The 16,559-nt window shown below is 61.0% G+C and carries 16 protein-coding genes; 9 read left to right on the plus strand and 7 right to left on the minus strand.

Going from position 1 to position 16,559, the window contains the following annotated elements; genetic code table 11:
* Nucleotides 1-104: 104 nt before the first annotated feature.
* The 6 genes from QWJ46_RS04485 to QWJ46_RS04510 all read right to left on the minus strand — a co-directional run bounded on the left by QWJ46_RS04485 (nucleotide 105) and on the right by QWJ46_RS04510 (nucleotide 5,925).
* Complete coding sequence (locus QWJ46_RS04485) at nucleotides 105-2,009, minus strand: ABC transporter substrate-binding protein (RefSeq protein ID WP_302749242.1); 1,905 nt, start codon at nucleotides 2,007-2,009, stop codon at nucleotides 105-107.
* 177 nt (nucleotides 2,010-2,186) lie between these two features.
* The gene (locus tag QWJ46_RS04490; RefSeq protein WP_302749244.1) at nucleotides 2,187-3,695 is read right to left on the minus strand and encodes an alpha-N-arabinofuranosidase; all 1,509 of its coding nucleotides are present in this window, start codon (nucleotides 3,693-3,695) and stop codon (nucleotides 2,187-2,189) included.
* Between the two features lie 210 nt (nucleotides 3,696-3,905).
* Nucleotides 3,906-4,832, minus strand: coding sequence for a transcriptional regulator (locus QWJ46_RS04495; RefSeq protein WP_302749246.1), 927 nt, complete (start codon nucleotides 4,830-4,832; stop codon nucleotides 3,906-3,908).
* Nucleotides 4,833-4,935: 103 nt separating this feature from the next.
* The gene (locus QWJ46_RS04500; protein WP_302749247.1) at nucleotides 4,936-5,358 is read right to left on the minus strand and encodes a type II toxin-antitoxin system VapC family toxin; all 423 of its coding nucleotides are present in this window, start codon (nucleotides 5,356-5,358) and stop codon (nucleotides 4,936-4,938) included.
* On the minus strand, nucleotides 5,355-5,603 hold the full coding sequence (locus QWJ46_RS04505) for a plasmid stabilization protein (protein ID WP_184456166.1): 249 nt from the start codon (nucleotides 5,601-5,603) through the stop codon (nucleotides 5,355-5,357). Before QWJ46_RS04505 ends, QWJ46_RS04500 begins: the two co-directional genes overlap by 4 nt.
* 163 nt (nucleotides 5,604-5,766) lie before the next feature.
* Entirely contained in the window at nucleotides 5,767-5,925 is a 159-nt protein-coding gene (locus tag QWJ46_RS04510; RefSeq protein WP_246717756.1) for a hypothetical protein, read from the minus strand.
* Nucleotides 5,926-6,140: 215 nt separating this feature from the next.
* Here QWJ46_RS04510 and QWJ46_RS04515 point away from each other — a divergent pair, with 215 nt between their 5' ends.
* From QWJ46_RS04515 to QWJ46_RS04525, 3 genes are all read left to right on the plus strand, one after another.
* Nucleotides 6,141-7,229: a polysaccharide pyruvyl transferase family protein gene (locus QWJ46_RS04515; protein WP_302749252.1), complete on the plus strand. Its 1,089-nt coding sequence runs from the start codon at nucleotides 6,141-6,143 to the stop codon at nucleotides 7,227-7,229.
* Nucleotides 7,230-7,248: 19 nt separating this feature from the next.
* Nucleotides 7,249-8,763: a lipopolysaccharide biosynthesis protein gene (locus tag QWJ46_RS04520; RefSeq protein ID WP_302749253.1), complete on the plus strand. Its 1,515-nt coding sequence runs from the start codon at nucleotides 7,249-7,251 to the stop codon at nucleotides 8,761-8,763.
* 88 nt (nucleotides 8,764-8,851) lie between these two features.
* The gene (locus QWJ46_RS04525; RefSeq protein ID WP_302749254.1) at nucleotides 8,852-9,943 is read left to right on the plus strand and encodes an acyltransferase; all 1,092 of its coding nucleotides are present in this window, start codon (nucleotides 8,852-8,854) and stop codon (nucleotides 9,941-9,943) included.
* 51 nt (nucleotides 9,944-9,994) lie between these two features.
* Here QWJ46_RS04525 and QWJ46_RS04530 read toward each other — a convergent pair whose 3' ends face one another.
* Nucleotides 9,995-10,753 (minus strand): IclR family transcriptional regulator C-terminal domain-containing protein, encoded by a 759-nt coding sequence (locus QWJ46_RS04530; RefSeq protein ID WP_302749255.1) that lies wholly within the window; start codon nucleotides 10,751-10,753, stop codon nucleotides 9,995-9,997.
* A 131-nt stretch (nucleotides 10,754-10,884) separates the two neighbouring features.
* On the opposite strand from QWJ46_RS04530, the gene QWJ46_RS04535 reads away from it, so the two are divergent.
* From QWJ46_RS04535 to QWJ46_RS04560, 6 genes are all read left to right on the plus strand, one after another.
* Nucleotides 10,885-11,592 carry a 3-oxoacid CoA-transferase subunit A gene (locus QWJ46_RS04535; protein WP_302749256.1) on the plus strand — a complete coding sequence of 236 codons (708 nt, stop codon included), beginning with the start codon at nucleotides 10,885-10,887 and terminating at the stop codon, nucleotides 11,590-11,592.
* On the plus strand, nucleotides 11,589-12,278 hold the full coding sequence (locus QWJ46_RS04540) for a CoA transferase subunit B (protein WP_302749258.1): 690 nt from the start codon (nucleotides 11,589-11,591) through the stop codon (nucleotides 12,276-12,278). Before QWJ46_RS04535 ends, QWJ46_RS04540 begins: the two co-directional genes overlap by 4 nt.
* Before the next feature lie 10 nt (nucleotides 12,279-12,288).
* Nucleotides 12,289-13,494, plus strand: coding sequence for a 3-oxoadipyl-CoA thiolase (pcaF, locus tag QWJ46_RS04545; protein ID WP_302749259.1), 1,206 nt, complete (start codon nucleotides 12,289-12,291; stop codon nucleotides 13,492-13,494).
* Between the two features lie 48 nt (nucleotides 13,495-13,542).
* A complete protein-coding gene (locus QWJ46_RS04550; protein ID WP_302749260.1) occupies nucleotides 13,543-14,025 on the plus strand; it encodes a GNAT family N-acetyltransferase in 483 nt (160 codons plus the stop codon).
* A 115-nt stretch (nucleotides 14,026-14,140) separates the two neighbouring features.
* Nucleotides 14,141-15,355: an MFS transporter gene (locus QWJ46_RS04555; protein ID WP_302749262.1), complete on the plus strand. Its 1,215-nt coding sequence runs from the start codon at nucleotides 14,141-14,143 to the stop codon at nucleotides 15,353-15,355.
* A 311-nt stretch (nucleotides 15,356-15,666) separates the two neighbouring features.
* On the plus strand, nucleotides 15,667-16,461 hold the full coding sequence (locus QWJ46_RS04560; protein ID WP_302749263.1) for an SDR family NAD(P)-dependent oxidoreductase: 795 nt from the start codon (nucleotides 15,667-15,669) through the stop codon (nucleotides 16,459-16,461).
* Nucleotides 16,462-16,559: the final 98 nt, after the last annotated feature.

A 16,559-nucleotide genomic window follows, 5' to 3' on the forward strand; every position in this document is an offset into this window, starting at 1 on the left:
CTCTCTGCTTCCCTTCTTGAAAGGATCGACGAGCATGGCAGCTGGGGCTCATGCCCGCCGATAAGGGGGCCGGCGCGATGGCTTACGCGCCGGCGTTGGGAGGGTTATTGCGATTGAGCCGGCTTCAGCTTGACCATCATCAGCCTGGAGTTCGCCCAGTTCGGCACCGGATCCGTATAGGGGTCCTTGATCGTCGGATAACCGGTCCAATAGGTCGTATCCATCGAGGTGAAGACGTTATAGGACATCAGCGGGATCGTCGGCATTTCGCGGGCGACCAGCTTCAGATACTCCTTGCCGAGCTCCATGCCCTTCGGATCGTCGGCGCTGATGCCGCGGATGCTCTCGATGATCTTGTCGAGCTCCGGGTTGGACCAGCGCTGCCAGTTGCGCGGCGGCTGAACCTCACCCTTCTTGGCGACGAACTGCGAGTGCCAGCTGTCGAGGAAGAAGGAGAGGTCGGGATCGCCGCCCCAGGTTTCGACGCTCCAGGCGATCGCCACCTGGAAATCGCCGGGCTGCAGCGCCGTCTGCCACAGCTTGGCGGCCGGCACGGCCTTGGCGTCGATGCCGAAGGCCGCCCATTGCTGCGCGATCAGCGTGCCGGCGCGGGTGAAGACCGAGCGGGTGTCGCCTTCCACCGTCATGCGGATCTTGAAGGGCTGTCCATCCGGGGTCAGCCATTTGCCGCCTGACTTTTTGAAGCCTGCCTTCTCCAGCAGTTCGCCAGCGGCTTTCGGATCGGGTTTCCACCAGCCATAGCCGAAGGCTCCGCTGATCGCTTCCGGATCGGTCGGGATCTGGTCCTTGAACTTCGGCTGCTTGCGCAGGATATCGGCGATCTGCTGCCCGACTGTCGGGTCATAGGGCTTGATCTTGCTCTTGCCGGTATCGATCTCGAAATTCTTCAGCCAGTCCTGCATCGGCGCCTGATAGTCTTTCATCGTCGCCGCCGTCGGCGGCACGCCGAGTGCCGAAAGCGTCGCCGCCCCGCGGTAGCTCGCCATGTCGACGGCCTTGATGTCGATCAGCAGGGCCAGCGCCCAGCGCACATCGGCATTATCGAAGGGCGCTTCCTGGGTGTTGAAAATGACCGCCGGCAGGGTCGGATCCGGATGGGCGAAGGGGAAGCCCGGGAACCAGGTATCGATCGTCTTCGACTTCTCCTTGAGGGTGAACATGCCCTCCGGCGTATTGTCGTGGATGATATCGAGATTGTGCTCGAGCTGGGCGATCGTGCGCTTATCCGGCGGGCCGGGATCGGTATAGGTCACATATTTCGGGGCCGGCTCGCCGAAGCGGGCAAGCGAGGTGCGCTGCCAGTCGTCGCGCTTCTCCCAGGTATACCATTTGCCCTGCGGGTCGTAGGCCTTCAGCTTGTAGGCGCCGAGCGAAACGGGATTGGCGAAGTCATAACGCAGCGGATCTTCGACCTTCTCGAACACATGCTTGGGCATGATCCAGGCGCCGTTCCAGCGCACGGTGAAGATCGCATGGAAGCGCGAATTCGGCTTCTTCAGCTTGAAGACGACGGTCTGCGGATCGGTCGCCTCGACGCTTGCCACCTGCACCGAGAAGGCCGCGCTCCAGACCATGCCGGGGTGGTCCATCTGCGTCTTGACGGTATAGACGACGTCGTCGGCGGTGAATTCGACGCCGTCGCTCCAGTAGAGCCCCTTGCGCAGTTTCACGGTCATTTCGGTGAAGTCGGCATTATATTGCGGCTTGTCGGCGGCGAGCGAATTGTCCCAGGCCGCGCCGCCAAGCCCCTGTTCGGGGTCGATATACCAGAGCGTATCCATGGTCAGCTGCTGCAGGCCGGTCGAAACCCCGCCGCCGCCATTGACCCAGATGTTGAACCAGCCGGGATTCTTGATCGTCCCTTCCGGATTTTCAACGATGAGCGTCTCCTTGCGCGGCAAGGAGGTGTAATCTTCGGCGGCGGCCAGACCGGTCAGACCGAGCGTGGCCAGCACGAAGCCGAATGCAAACCTCTTCCACTTTTGCATGAACTCCTCCCTTGTAAGCGACAATGCGGCGGCCGCTGGGGCACGCGTGGGCATGTCGCGGTTGTCGGTTCGCAGAAGCGGGCTTGCGGACCTTGCGCTTCGGCGAACCATCCTCCGGCCGCCTGCCTCCTCGCAGGCGACCGATTTCTCAGCCGGGGCTTTACCCGGCGGCGGCTGTCACACCGACAGCCGGATGACGTTGTAGGAGAGCGGCTTCAGCGCCGCCCACACCCGTCCGTCTTCGATCTTGGCGCTCTCGACCTGCGTGGGCACGACCGTCTCCGGCCGCCGCGCCGAGTTGACGGCTTCGAGATCGCCATGGGTCATCTCCACCTGCTCGATCAGCCGGGCGCCGCCGAAACCTTCCAGCCGCACGTCGAGATCGAGCGCGCTATCGGGATGGCGGTTGACGGCAAAGAAGGTCAGCGTCCGGCCATCCTCGGAATGCACCGCCGAGACGTCGAGATAGGGAACCTCGTTTTCCTCGTCGCTGTCATAGCTCGGGCCGTCGACGACGAGCTGCAGGGCCGATCCACGGCCATAGCGCGAGGCGTAATAGAAGGGGTAATAGATCGTCTGGCGCCAGGCCGCACCACCATCCTCGGTCATGATGGGGGCGATGACGTTGACGAGCTGGGCGATGCAGGCGATGCGCACCCGGTCGGAGCGGCGGATGAAGGTGTTGAGGATGCCGCCGACCTGCAGCACGTCCTCGAAATTATAGACGTCTTCCAAGAGATGCGGCGCATCCGGCCATTCGTCGCGCGCCAGGATTTCCTTGTCCTGCTGGTTGGAATGGTACCAGACGTTCCATTCGTCGAAGGAAATGCCGATCGTCTTCTTCGAGCGCTTCTTCGCCTTGATGTAGTCGATCACGCCGCCGATCGTGGTGATGTAGCGGTCGAGCTTGGTCGCCCGGGCGAGATAGTTGAGCGTGTTCTTCTCGCGGTTGGCGAAATACATATGCAGCGAGATGTAGTCGGCGCTGTCATAGCACTGCTCGAGCACCTCGGCTTCCCAATCAGGATAGGTCTTCATGTCGGAATTCGACGAGCCGCAGACGACGAGCTCGAGCGACTTGTCGAAGCCGCGCATGGCCTTCGCCGTCTCGTCCGCCAGCCGGCCATATTCATAGGCCGATTTGTGGCCGACCTGCCAGGGACCGTCCATCTCGTTGCCGAGGCACCAGAGTTTCACGTCATGCGGATTGGACCAGCCGTGCTTGCGGCGCAGGTCCGACCAGTAGGTGCCGCCGGGATGATTGCAATATTCGAGGAAATTGCGGGCGGCATCGAGACCGCGGGAGCCGAGATTGACGGCCAGCATCGGCTTGGTATTGGCCTTCTTGCACCAGTCGACGAATTCGTTGACGCCGACCTGGTTGGCTTCGCGGGTGCGCCAGGCAAGATCGAGGCGCACCGGCCGCTCGGAGCGCGGGCCGACGCCATCTTCCCAATTATAGGCCGAGACGAAATTGCCGCCGGGATAACGGCAGTAGGGCGTGTCGAGCTCACGCACCAGATCGAGCACATCGCGGCGGAAGCCGTCTTCATCGGCGGTGGGATGTCCGGGCTCATAGATGCCGCCGTAGATCGCTCTGCCGAGATGCTCGAGAAACGAGCTGTAGAGCCTGGCGTCAATGGTCGCGATGCGAAAATCGCGGTGGGCAACGACATTCGTCTTCAACGGATCCTCCCGTTTATGTATCAGAAATTTTGTTTTCTTGCCTCTAACTTGATATCAGGAATGTTGTGATGTCAACTAAAAGGCTGATTTAATCATACTAATGCAGAAGTCGAAAAAAATCGTGTTATTTCAAATATTTGAATAAATTTAGCGACCGTTAATCCACGAAATAAATGCGATTTTTAAATCAGGATATCCGATATTATAAATTCACACATGCAGCCGCATGGTGATGTCGCGGCCGTGATTGCCGAAGCCGCGGCCGAAGATATTGACGCCGCCGGTATGGCCGGCATTCTCGGCGATGCCGACGCGGAGGCGGATGGAGGAATGCTGGCCAAGCGCCAGATCGCTGAGCGTGATATTTGATGCGGCGATACCGTCGATAAAGGTGCCGCGCGTAGAGATCCGCCAGGTCTTCATCGTCCCGTATTGCGAACCCTCGAGCTTCCACCAGGCCGGCGTGAAGGCGCCGCGCTTGTCGCCGTAATCGCCGGGCGAGGTCCAGGTGCCGATCGCCATGCCGTTGACCCAGAGGGTGATGTCGGACGGCCAGTCCGGATTGGTGCCGGGCACCTCGGACGACAGTTCCAGCGAAAATTCGATGGCGCGGATATCCTTGTTCAACACCTTGGCATTGTTGGGAAATTTATATTCGACATAACCGCGGCCGAACCACACGAGCCCCGCCTGCATGCGCTGCGGATCGAGGAAATAGTCTGGCACATCGAGCGGGCCGATGACGCTCTCGGTCGAGCAGAGACCGCAGGGCGCATGCACGTCGCAGCTCGTATAAAGCCCGACCGGCATCTCGACTTCGATGATATTATTCGCCCGCTGCGCCGCACTTTCCTCGAAACTGATCAGGATTTCGCTATAGACCGCCGAGCAGATCTTCTGGTTGCCTTTGCGCGCCTTGGCCAGCCGGGAATCGACGAGGCCGGCATCTTCCAGGATCTGAATCCCGGTGGCGACCGTCGATTGCGGCAGGGACAGCGCCTGGGCGATATCGTTTATATTAAGCGGTCCCTTGGCGCAGAGCAGCTTCAATATCTCGATCCGCGCCGGCGCCGAAAGCGCCCGTATCGCCTCCCCATTCTCGCCGGCGGCGATCGTCAAAAACGAACGTTCCATCATTTCCCCATAATTTCCGATCTCATGATGTATATCGGAAATTATGATGCATCAAGGGGGAAGGCCGACCAGGACTGGGTTTTACGAGTTGCCATTCGATGCGGGCTTAGCGATTCTTCCACGGATTGATGATCTGCAAGCCAATTCCCTCGAAATCAGACACATTGCGGGTAGCGAGTGAAGCGCCGCGCGAGATGGTGATCGCTGCGGTCTGTGCGTCAAACTGGCTGATCGGCCTGCCGGCCTTGCGGCGATCGGTGGCAATGATGGCGTAGACATCTGCCGCGTCACGATCGAATGGCAGAACACGGCTACTGAGATCCTCATTGAATATCGGCAGCACCGCTGCCTCGAGATCACTCCGGCGCCGACCGAGAGGGAGGAGGCGCAAGCCATATAGAATTTCCGCTTCGGTGACCGCTGTCGTAAATACCGATGAGGGATGTTGTGCGCCCAGCCAGTCGATGACAGCCACATTCGGCGCGGGCGTGAGCAGTTCCGAAATGACGTTGGTATCGAGAATGATCACGCGTCGAAGTCCGGCGCGTCACGGATCGGCTCTCGGGGTGGAATTTCGAGTTCAACTCCCCCGACCGGCTGCAGGCGGGCGCGAATGATCTCGGCCAGGTTGCGCGCCGCCGGCTCGGTGGTCGCAAGGGCCGTACGCAGAATATCGCGTGCTTCATCTTCCATGGAACGGCCATGCGTAGCGGCGCGAACGCGCAGCCGCTGCTTCAATCCCTCATCCAGATTGCGGATCGTCATGCTGGCCATTTTGCCTCCATTCATCAATGATAGCATATAAATCATTGATTGCATATTCTCAAGCAACGGTCGAGAAACGCACTCCTGTCGTCAGTCTATCAGGCAGTGACAAGGACTGACGCTTGAGGAGCGAGATCCGCTTCAACCGAAGCGCACGCTTTTCCAGCAGATGTCATGAGAGCCAGCCGAACATCCACACTGTCGGCCGGGAAAGGGTAAAGACCGCCCACGACGTGCTGTACTGGCCGAGAGCATGGTTCATCACCTGCTCGATCGGCCGGCCATGGAGATAGGTCCTGTAGGAGACGTCGCCCAACGAGCCGTAGCCCACCGCCTCCGTCTATCAGAGCGAACGCTGGGAGCAGACCCGGCGCAGTGAGCGATAGAAGGTCGTTATCTCCGACAATCCAGCATGCCCCAACCAGTGAACATTACAAAACGGTAAGGTAAATTGGTGCGCTTCTATGTCGCGCTGAAGTCCAATTGACAGATAAAACTTGGAGATATAAGTCATCCTCATGAAATTTAGAGAATCAAGTAGAATTTATGCATCATCTCGGCCAAGTTGTAATACAGAGACAAAAACAAAAGCTGATTGAAATAGTAAGGAGGTTTGTAAAGGCTGGGCAGCCTTACATAATAATGGACTATCCATCAAAAAAAGATCCAGGACACCATGCAAGCTGGCTTGGCCTTTCGACAGTATTAAAAGAAGTAACGGGCCGGATGCCCATGCTTACTTGCGGCGATTCTCAAAGTATAGACGAGATTAGGGCGACGCCGGGCGACGCTCCAATTTTTATTTGCGGCTGGAGCGATTTTGGGGATTTGCGGGCGGGCAGGGATGATATTCGCTGCCGTCTGCTATGGAAATACCCGGATCGGACGATCATTCAGATGCCGCAGAGGGTTCACTTCGCCAATGAGGCGCTCAAGGATTACGCCAGGCGCACGATTGGCAGACATCGCAACTTCTTCTGCGTGACGCGCGATGACCAGAGCTTTGCGCTGGCAAGAGCGAACTTCGATTGTGAGGTCGAGGCGGGCCCGGACACGGCATTCGGTATCGAGACGCTGAAGCCCTTCGACGCCGACCCTCTGAGGGTGTTGTATGTCATGCAGCCTCTTGGCGAGGACGACGACGTCGATATAGCGAAAGCGCGCTCGATTGTTGACGGACCTCTGACCAATTGGATCAATGGTCCCGACAGTTTGTCGCGCCTGCGCATGTCGAGCATCGTCAGCTCGGCGCTGCGGCATGGATTGAGCCGCACGGCAATGCTGGCCCAGCACCGCGAGGATGTCGCCCGTCGCTATGTCGAATATGGCGTGAGGATCCTGTCGGGCGCGGAGCGGATCATTACCAACCATTTACACGGTCACATTCTCTGTCTGTTGCTCAATAAGCCGCATATCGCGGTCGCGAGGGAGGCAAGCAATCTTCACGCCTTCATCGACAGCCGGACTGGCGACAGCCCCCTGGTGGAGAAAGCAACGAATGCCAGCGAGATTTTCGCGGCAATGTCTCGCCTGCCCTATGAGATCGGCGGCACCTGGTACAAGTCGAGCCGCCCCATAGCTCTCGGTCCCAGTATTCCCGCCCCCGATCTGGTCCCTCAACCTTCCATAGTCTGATTATCGGTAGGAGCTCAGTTTGTCGGTTTTGCAAGACGACGATATTCTCTTCAGCCACGTGAGTGAGAACCGGTCGGCCGCAGCCGTGACGGGTGCCTTCTGGTCGGCACTCAGTACCCTTATTCCGACGGTCCTGACCTTCGCTGTTTTTGTGGTCACGTCTCGTATTCTCCAGCCTCAGGACTTCGGTCTTGTCGCGCTGTCTTTCAGCATCGTCTCGTTTGCAGCGAGTTTCGGGCCGACTGCCTTTGGCGAAGCGATCATCCAGAGAGCCGAGATCAGGCGCAGCCACCTCGACACGATATTCCTGCTTTCGCTCGGCTTTTCACTCCTGGTCTACGGCGCCTTATGCCTGGCCGCTTCGTCGATCGCGGCGTATGTCGGACATAAGGAAGTCACCTATCTCATTTACATCATGGGATTGAAGGTATTCTTCGACTTCACGGCCGTCGTCCCGAATGCGATCGTGAACAGGAAAATGTCCTTCCATCTGGTGGCCGTCCGCACAGTCATCGCGACCGTCACGTCTGCTTGCCTTTGCCTTGTTCTGGTTCTCGCCGGTTTCGGCCTGTGGGGGCTTGCCATTGCCCAGATCGCCGCCACAGCGGCATCGTGCGGCGCCGCTTTCTGGGGTGCAGGCTGGATTCCCGGCCTGAAGATCAAGAGAGCGAGCCTCAACGACCTGCTTCACTATGGTTTCTTCGCATCCGGCACCCGCTTTTTACAGACGATGAGCCTGGACAACTTGCTCATCGGCGTGCTGTTGAGCCCATCGGCGCTCGGTATCTATAATTTTTCGAAGCGCCTGTTCGACATGATCAACAACGTCATCGCCGGCGGCTTGACGTCGGTGACGCACGTGCTGCTGTCTTCACTGCGGGCCGACCCGAAGAAAGTCCGTGAAGCATTCCTGATGGCGACGTTTGGCTGTGCTCTGGTTTCCTACCCGGTCTTCATCGGGCTTGCGGCAGTTGCCGATGATGCGATCACGACGATTTTCGGGGCGCACTGGATCGAGGCGGTCTGGCCGGTTCGGTTCTACTGCGTTATTGGCTTGATGGCTGGGATCGGCTACGTGCAGGCATCCCTGATAAAAAGCCAGGGAGAGATGGATTGGTGGTTTTACTACCAGCTGGCACGAAACGTTCTTACGCTCCTGACCATCGCAGTTCTTTACCCCTATGGCGTAACGACAATCGTGTTTGCGATTATGATCGAAGTTCTGCTGTTCTGGCCGATCACCAGCTGGAAGGTTTCGCAGCATATAGAGCTGAGTGTGCCGGCGTATTTGGCGCAGTTCCTGCGGCCGACCACAGCCAGTGCAGCGATGGTGGCTGTCGTTTTGCTGCTGCACCAACTGTTGCTTCATTGGTCGCCCTACGCACGTCTGGCGATCGAAGTCCTCGCAGGTGGCAGCGCTTACTGCAGCTTGATATTCGTCCTGTGCAGGGCTCGTTTGAATGTCTTGATCGGCAGCATCAGGCAGGCTCGGCAGGGCAAGGGCAACAGGGGTGCAGTGGCCACGCCTGTGTGATTTCCTGGCCCAGCGCGGCGAATTGTTTCGCCGCCCGTCTCTCAACCCAAACGGCCTTCGGCCGCAAGCGCATGGGATAATCGATAAGATGACCGATCTCGACCGCGATTATCCGTCACATCGGCTTCACCGGGCAGATGTTTCGACAAGCGGCCGCAGCCGCTACTATACGCTCGATGCCATGCGCGGCTTTGCCGCCATTTGTGTTGTCGCCACGCATTTCCAGGAGAGATATGCGCCATCGGCTTATCTGGCGGTCGACTTTTTCTTCGTTCTGAGCGGCTTCATTATCGCCGACATTTACGGACGAAGGCTGTCGCGCGGCCTGCCGTTCCAGTCCTTCATGAAGGCTCGTCTCAAACGCCTGTATCCGCTTTATCTGATCGGAATCTTGGTTGGCCTCGTGCAGATCATTCTGTTGACGAACTGGGGACTGCGCGCTCAAAGCGCGGTCGATCTGCTGATGTCGACGGCGACGAACATGTTCGTCCTGCCGAGCCCGATGTATTTCCTTCAAGCGCATCCGATGCAAGGGATGTTTCCGATCAACGGGCCGGCCTGGTCGATGTTCTGGGAATTGCTCGTCAATATCGTCTTCGCATTGTGGCTCTTCCGGCTCTCTGTCCGCGCCCTCTGCGCCGTTGCGCTCGTCTCGGCGGCATTCTTAGTTTTTGTCGGTCTGAAATACGGCACGTTGAATATCGGCTGGGAGTGGCCTTCCGCAGTCGGTGGACTGCCCCGGGTGATGTTCTCATTCACCGCAGGTGTGGTTATCAGCCGTCTGTTCAACGGCGTATCGGCGTGGAGGCGCGGCTGGGTCGCACTAGCGCCCTGCCTGCTTTTGCTGATCTGCATCGTAGCTCCGGTTCCGCTCGTGCTGCGGCCTTACTACGATCTGATCTTCGCGATCACCCTTGCGCCGCTCATCGTTACGCTCGGCCTATTTCTGGAGGTCCCTGCAAAAGCAAAAGGGCTGGCGACGTGGATCGGATACATCTCCTATCCCGTCTACATCCTGCACCGAGGTGTGATCGGTGTCTTCAAGCCACTTGCGGGATCGATTGCTCTGAACGGCCCTCTCGCCTTCCTGGTGCTTCTTGGCGCAGTCGTCTGTTTCGCTTACATGACCGCTCGTCTCATAGACAAAGCCACGGCTTTACAAGCGCGTCGGGCCGCATAGTTCGATCACAGGCAACCGCGAGTGATCTGGCATGCGCAGTTCCGGCTGCTGTCACCGTCGCAGTAGCGGCCGCAGCGCGGCCTGTGTTTCCTTCAACAGCTTGAGATAGCGCGCCTTCATCTCGGCGGCCGGGACGAGGGCGGCCGGGGCGCCGATATTGATCGCCGCGATCGTTTCACCGCGGTCGTTTTCGACAGGCACGGCGATCGAGCAGAGGCCGATCTCCAGCTCCTGATCGATGATGGCGTAGCCTTCGGCGCGCACCCGGCGCAATTCTTCGATCAGTTCCTCCGGGTCGGTTTTGGTCTTTGCCGTGTTCTGTTTGAGCTCGCTCCTGGCGAGGACGGCGCACGCTTCGCTCTCGGAAAGCGCTGCCAGCAGCACCCGGCCCATCGAGGCGCAATAGGCGGGCAGGCGGCTGCCGGGGGTGAGATTGATCGACATGACCCGGCGCTGCGCGGCGCGGGCGATATAGACGATCTCGGTGCCGTCGAGCACCGAGGCCGAGGCACTCTGGCCGGCCTTTTCCGAGAGAGTATCGAGATGGGGCTGCAACAGCGCCGGCAGCGGTGTTGCCTGGAGATAGGCATGGCCGAGCCGCAATATCTTCGGCGTCAGCGTGAAGAACTTGCCGTCGTAATCCGCATAACCGAGCTCAGCGAGCGTCAGCAGTGAACGCCGCACCGTGGCGCGGTCGAGCCCCGTCAGCTTCGATGCCTCGGCGATCGACAGCCGCTGCCGCGTCTCGCCGAAGGCTTCGATGACTTTCAGGCCGCGGGCAAAGCCGCTGACGAAATCGGTTTCGCGCATGAATTCGCTTCTCCACTTCATTCAGCATTGTGTGCGATATACGAACAAATGTCAAATAACGCACAAAATATCTTGCCGCTGCTCCTGCTGCGTTTTATCTCTGACATCAAGGACGGGCTGAGGAGATCCCCATGGACAAGACAATCGCGAGCACGGCAGAAGCCGTCTCCGAGATCGGCGACGGCGCCACCGTCATGATCGGCGGTTTCGGCGGCTCCGGCGCGCCGATCGAGCTGATTCATGCCTTGATCGACAAGGGCCCGAAAAACTTGACTGTGATCAACAACAATGCCGGCAACGGCCGCATCGGCATCGCCGCAATGATTGACGCCGGCCTGGTCCGGAAAATGATCTGCTCGTTCCCGCGCTCCTCGGATCCGCGCGCCTTCACCGACAAATATCTGGCCGGCGAGATCGAACTCGAGCTGGTGCCGCAGGGAACGCTGGCCGAGCGCATCCGCGCCGGCGGCGCAGGCATTCCGGCCTTCTACACCCCGACCGGCTACGGCACCGAACTGGCGGAGGGCAAAGTCATCGCCGAATTCGACGGCCGCCATTATGTGCAGGAGCGCTGGCTGAAGGCCGATTTCGCCATCGTCAAGGCTGCGGTCGGCGATATCAGCGGCAACCTCACCTACAACAAGGCCGGCCGCAATTTTAATCCGCTGATGTGCATGGCGGCGACCAGAACGATCGCCCAGGTCTCTTCGATCGTGCCGGCCGGCGGCATCGATCCCGAGCATGTCGTGACCCCCGGCATCTTCGTCGATCGTCTCGTCGCCGTGCCCAATCCGCAGCAGGAAGAAGAGCTCATCCGAGCCGGAGTGGCTTACGTATGACCGTCGATATCAGGGACGACATCAAACTTTCCAATGCGCAGATCGCCTGGCGCGCCGCACAGGACATTGCCGACGGCGCCTATGTCAATCTCGGCATCGGCTTTCCCGAAATGGTCGCCCGCTACCAGCCGCCCGGCCGTCAGGCGATCTTCCACACCGAAAACGGCATCCTCAATTTCGGCGAGCCGCCAGCCGAAGGTGAAGAGGACTGGGATCTGATCAACGCCGGCAAGAAGGCGGTGACGCTGAAGCCGGGTGCTGCTTTCTTCCACCATGCCGACAGCTTCGCCATGGTGCGCGGCGGCCATCTCGACGTCGCGATCCTCGGCGCCTATCAGGTCGCGGAGAACGGTGATCTCGCCAATTGGCGGGTCGGCAGCAAGGGCGTGCCGGCGGTCGGCGGCGCCATGGACTTGGTGCATGGCGCCAAGCAGGTCTGCGTCATCACCGAACACGTCACTAAGACGGGCGAACCGAAGCTGGTGGAGAGATGCACCTTCCCGCTGACCGGCGTCGCCTGCGTCACCCGCGTCTATTCGAGCCATGCCGTCATCGACATCGTCGATGGTCGCTTCGTCCTGCGCGAGAAGCTTGCCGCCATGTCGCTGGAGGAGTTGCAGGCGATGACCGGCGCACGACTGCACGTCGAGGGGCCGGTGGCCGATCTCCTTGTCCCGAAACTCTGAAGAGAAAGCCATGACCGAAGCCTTCATCTGCGACTATATCCGGACGCCGATCGGCCGCTTCGCCGGCGCGCTCTCGCAGGTGCGCGCCGATGATCTCGGCGCCATCCCGCTGAAGGCGCTGATCGCGCGCAACGGCGCCGTCGACTGGGAAGCCGTCGACGACGTGATCTTCGGCTGCGCCAACCAGGCGGGCGAGGACAACCGCAACGTCGCGCGCATGTCCGCCCTTCTGGCCGGCCTGCCGATCGGTGTCCCGGGGACGACGATCAACCGGCTCTGCGGCTCCGGCATGGATGCGGTGATGACGGCGGCGCGCGCCATCCGCGCCGGCGAGGCGGAACTGATGATCGCGGGCGGGGTCGAGAGCATGTCGCGGGCGCCCTTCGTCATGCCGAAGGCCGAAACGGCCTTTTCGCGGGCGGCCGAAATCCACGACACCACGATCGGCTGGCGCTTCGTCAACCCGCTGATGAAGAAGCAGTACGGCGTCGATTCCATGCCGGAGACCGGCGAGAACGTCGCCGCCGACTATCATGTCAGCCGCGCCGATCAGGACGCCTTCGCGCTGCGCAGCCAGGCGAAGGCGGCGGCAGCTCAAGCGAGCGGACGGCTGGCGAAGGAGATCGTCCCTGTCACCATTCCCCAGCGCAAGGGTGAGCCCATCGTCGTCCACATGGACGAGCATCCGCGCGCGACCACGATCGAGGCGCTGGCGAAACTTGGCACCCCTTTCAAGAAGGAAGGCGGCACGGTGACGGCGGGCAACGCCTCCGGTGTCAATGACGGGGCGGCGGCGCTGATCGTCGCCTCGGAAGCGGCGGCGCGGAAATATGGGTTGACGCCGATCGCCCGCATCCTCGGCGGCGCTGCCGCCGCGGTTCCGCCGCGGGTCATGGGCATCGGGCCGATCCCGGCCTCGCGCAAGCTGATGGCCAGACTCGGCATGACCCAGGAGCAGTTCGACGTCATCGAGCTCAACGAGGCCTTTGCCAGCCAGGGGCTGGCGGTGCTGCGGGAACTCGGCATTGCCGATGACGACCATCGGGTGAACCGCAATGGCGGCGCGATCGCGCTCGGTCATCCCCTGGGCATGTCGGGCGCCCGCATCACCGGCACGGCGGCGCTGGAACTTGCCGAAACGGGCGGCCGTTATTCGCTGTCGACCATGTGCATCGGTGTCGGGCAGGGGATCGCCATCGCCCTCGAAAGGGTCTGACAGGGCTCGGCCCGTTGCCTCCGGTGCCGGACTTCGATAAAAACGGCCATGCTGATCCGAGCCGCAAACAATGACGACCGAAGCGCCATCTGGAGGATCATCGGCCCGACGATCCGTGCCGGCGAAACCTATGCGCTCGACCGCGATCTCTCCGAAGCCGATGCGCTTGCCTACTGGATGGGAGCGGACCGCGAGACCTTCGTCGCCGAAGAGGATGGGGTCATCCTCGGCGCCTATTACATCAAGGCCAATCAGGCCGGCGGCGGGCGGCATGTCTGCAATTGCGGCTACATGACCGATCCCGCCGCGGCCGGCCGCGGCGTCGCTCGCCTTATGCATGAACATTCGCTGCAGCATGCCCGCGCCAGCGGCTTTCGCGCCATGCAGTTCAATTTCGTCATCAGCAGCAATCAGCGCGCCATCGCGCTGTGGCAATCCCTCGGCTTCGAAATCGTCGGCCGGCTGCCGGGCGTTTTCCTCCATCCCAGCGAGGGTTATGTCGACGCATTGGTGATGTTTCGCACTCTGTAGACAGCCCGGCGAAAAAAGATGGGAGGGCGCTGTCGAAATCGCGGCGGCTCAAACGTCTTAAGATTGCGGGGCGCAGGCGCCGCGATCACTCTGTCGGCATGGAGGTTTTGAAGCCATGGGTGTTTCCTATCGTTGGGTCATCGTCGCCGTCGGCGCGTTGATGTCGTGCGTTGCCATCGGCGCAATGTTCTCGTTGGCGATTTTCCAGGAGCCGATCGCCACCGCCACCGGCTGGTCGCATGTCGGGATCGCCAGCGCCATGACGTTGAATTTCCTCGTCATGGGTCTCGGCGGTTTCCTCTGGGGCGCGGCAAGCGACCGTTTTGGGCCACGCATCGTCGTGCTGGTCGGCTCCGTGCTGCTCGGCCTGGCGCTGGTGCTCGCCAGCCGCGCCGCAACGCTCATCGAATTCCAGCTGACCTACGGCATCCTGGTCGGACTGGCCGCCAGCGCTTTCTTCGCGCCGATGATCGCGGCGACCACCGCTTGGTTCGACGTGAACCGCGGTCTTGCCGTGTCGCTCGTCTCCGCCGGCATGGGGGTGGCGCCGATGACCATTTCGCCTTTCGCGCGCTGGCTGATCTCGGCCTATGAATGGCGCTCCGCTATGCTGATCATCGGCATCGCCACCTGGGTGCTGCTGGTGCCGGCCGCCCTGCTGGTCAGGCGCCCGCCTGTCGAGAGCGTCGATGCCGGCACCGAGTTTGCCGCGGCAGGCGCCCGGCCACAGCTGTCGAAAGTCTTCCGGTCGCCGCAATTCATCGTGCTCGGCCTCACCTTCTTTGCCTGCTGTGCGGCCCATTCCGGCCCCATTTTCCACATGGTGAACTATGCGACGATCTGCGGCGTCGCACCGATGGCGGCCGTCAGCATCTACAGTGTCGAAGGCCTGGCGGGTCTTGGCGGCCGGCTGCTCTATGGCAGCCTCGCCGACAGACTCGGCGTGAAGCCGGTCCTGGTCGCCGGCCTGCTGGTGCAGGCGGCGGCGCTCGCGACCTATCTCCTGGTCAGCGAGCTGACGGAGTTCTATGCGCTCGCCATCGTCTTCGGCAGTGCCTATGGCGGCGTAATGCCGCTCTATGCGGTGCTGGCGCGGGAATATTTCGGCCAGCGTATCATCGGCACCGTGCTGGGCGCGGCGACGATGCTCTCCAGCCTCGGCATGGCCTTCGGCCCGCTGATCGGCGGCTGGATTTTCGATACTTTCGCCAATTATTCCTGGCTGTTCATCGGCTCGGCCATGGTCGGTCTCGGGGCGGCGGCAATCGCGCTGGCGTTTCCACCGCTTGTCCGGCGGGAGCAGGAGGCGGTTTTGGGTGTGTCTTCTTGACAAAGAAAGACCCCTCCCCAACCCCTCCCCACAAGGGGGAGGGGCTTGGATGCCGCGCTGACGTTATCCCTTTCACCGTCTCATCCGCAGAAGCGTTGATGTTTGTCGTGGGACGGTGCCGCGCATAGCCCCTCCCCCTTGTGGGGAGGGGTTGGGGAGGGGTCTTGAATGGGCCGGACCAGCCAGCCGTGGCATCCCTCACTCATGCAGTTCTCGCCTTTTCGTGCATTGCCTTCCGCCGATTTCGGCTGATAGACTTCCCCCGTCTGTTTCATCACCTATGTCCTTGTTTTTCGGGAGGCTTCTTGGCCATGACAGAACTTGCTCAATTGCTCGCATCCATCAAACTGCCGGATCTCGCCGGCAAGGCCGTGCTGATCACCGGTGCCTCGACCGGTATCGGCGCGGCGCTCGCCCGCGCCTTTGCCGCCCAGGGTGCCAAGGTCGGGGTGCATTATAATGCCAGCCGCGAACCGGCCGAGCGGCTCGCCGATGAGATCCGCGCTGCCGGCGGCACCGTGCATCTGATCCAGGGCGACGTGTCGAGGGAAGGCGAGACGGAGCGTGTCGTCGAGGAGACGGCGAAGACCTTCGGCCATCTCGACGGGCTGATCAACAATGCCGGCGGCATGCTGGGGCGCAAGCCGACCTCCGAATATACCGACGCCCATTATGCCGCGGTCATGGACCTCAACGCCCGCTCGGTGCTGGCGGCGACGCGCGCGGCCCATCCCTGGCTGAAAAAGCAGGGCGGCTTCATCATCAACACCACCTCGATCGCCGCCCGCAACGGCGGCGGCAACGGCGCGGTCCTCTACGCCGCCTCCAAGGGCTTCGTCTCGACCATCACGCGCGGGCACGCCAAGGAGTTCGTCGCCGACAGGATCCGCGTCAACGCGGTGGCGCCGGGTGTGATCGCCACGCCCTTCCACGAGCGTTATACCAATGACGAGCAGATGGAGCTGCAGCGCAAATCGATCCCGATGGGCTTCGTCGGCACATCGGAGGATTGCGTCGGGGCCTATCTCTTCCTGGCCTCGCCGACGCTCTCGGGCTACATCACCGGTCAGATCATCGAGGTCAATGGCGGCCAGCTGATGCCGTAAACGCTTCGATCGGCAAACGACAGCGTCCCGCTTTCCCCCGGGGCTACGGAACTTTCGAACCACCTTCACGTTTCCCGCTTGGTCTTTTCATCAAGCGG

Source organism: Rhizobium sp. CBN3 (assembly GCF_030518245.1).
Classification (GTDB): domain Bacteria; phylum Pseudomonadota; class Alphaproteobacteria; order Rhizobiales; family Rhizobiaceae; genus Rhizobium; species Rhizobium aethiopicum_A.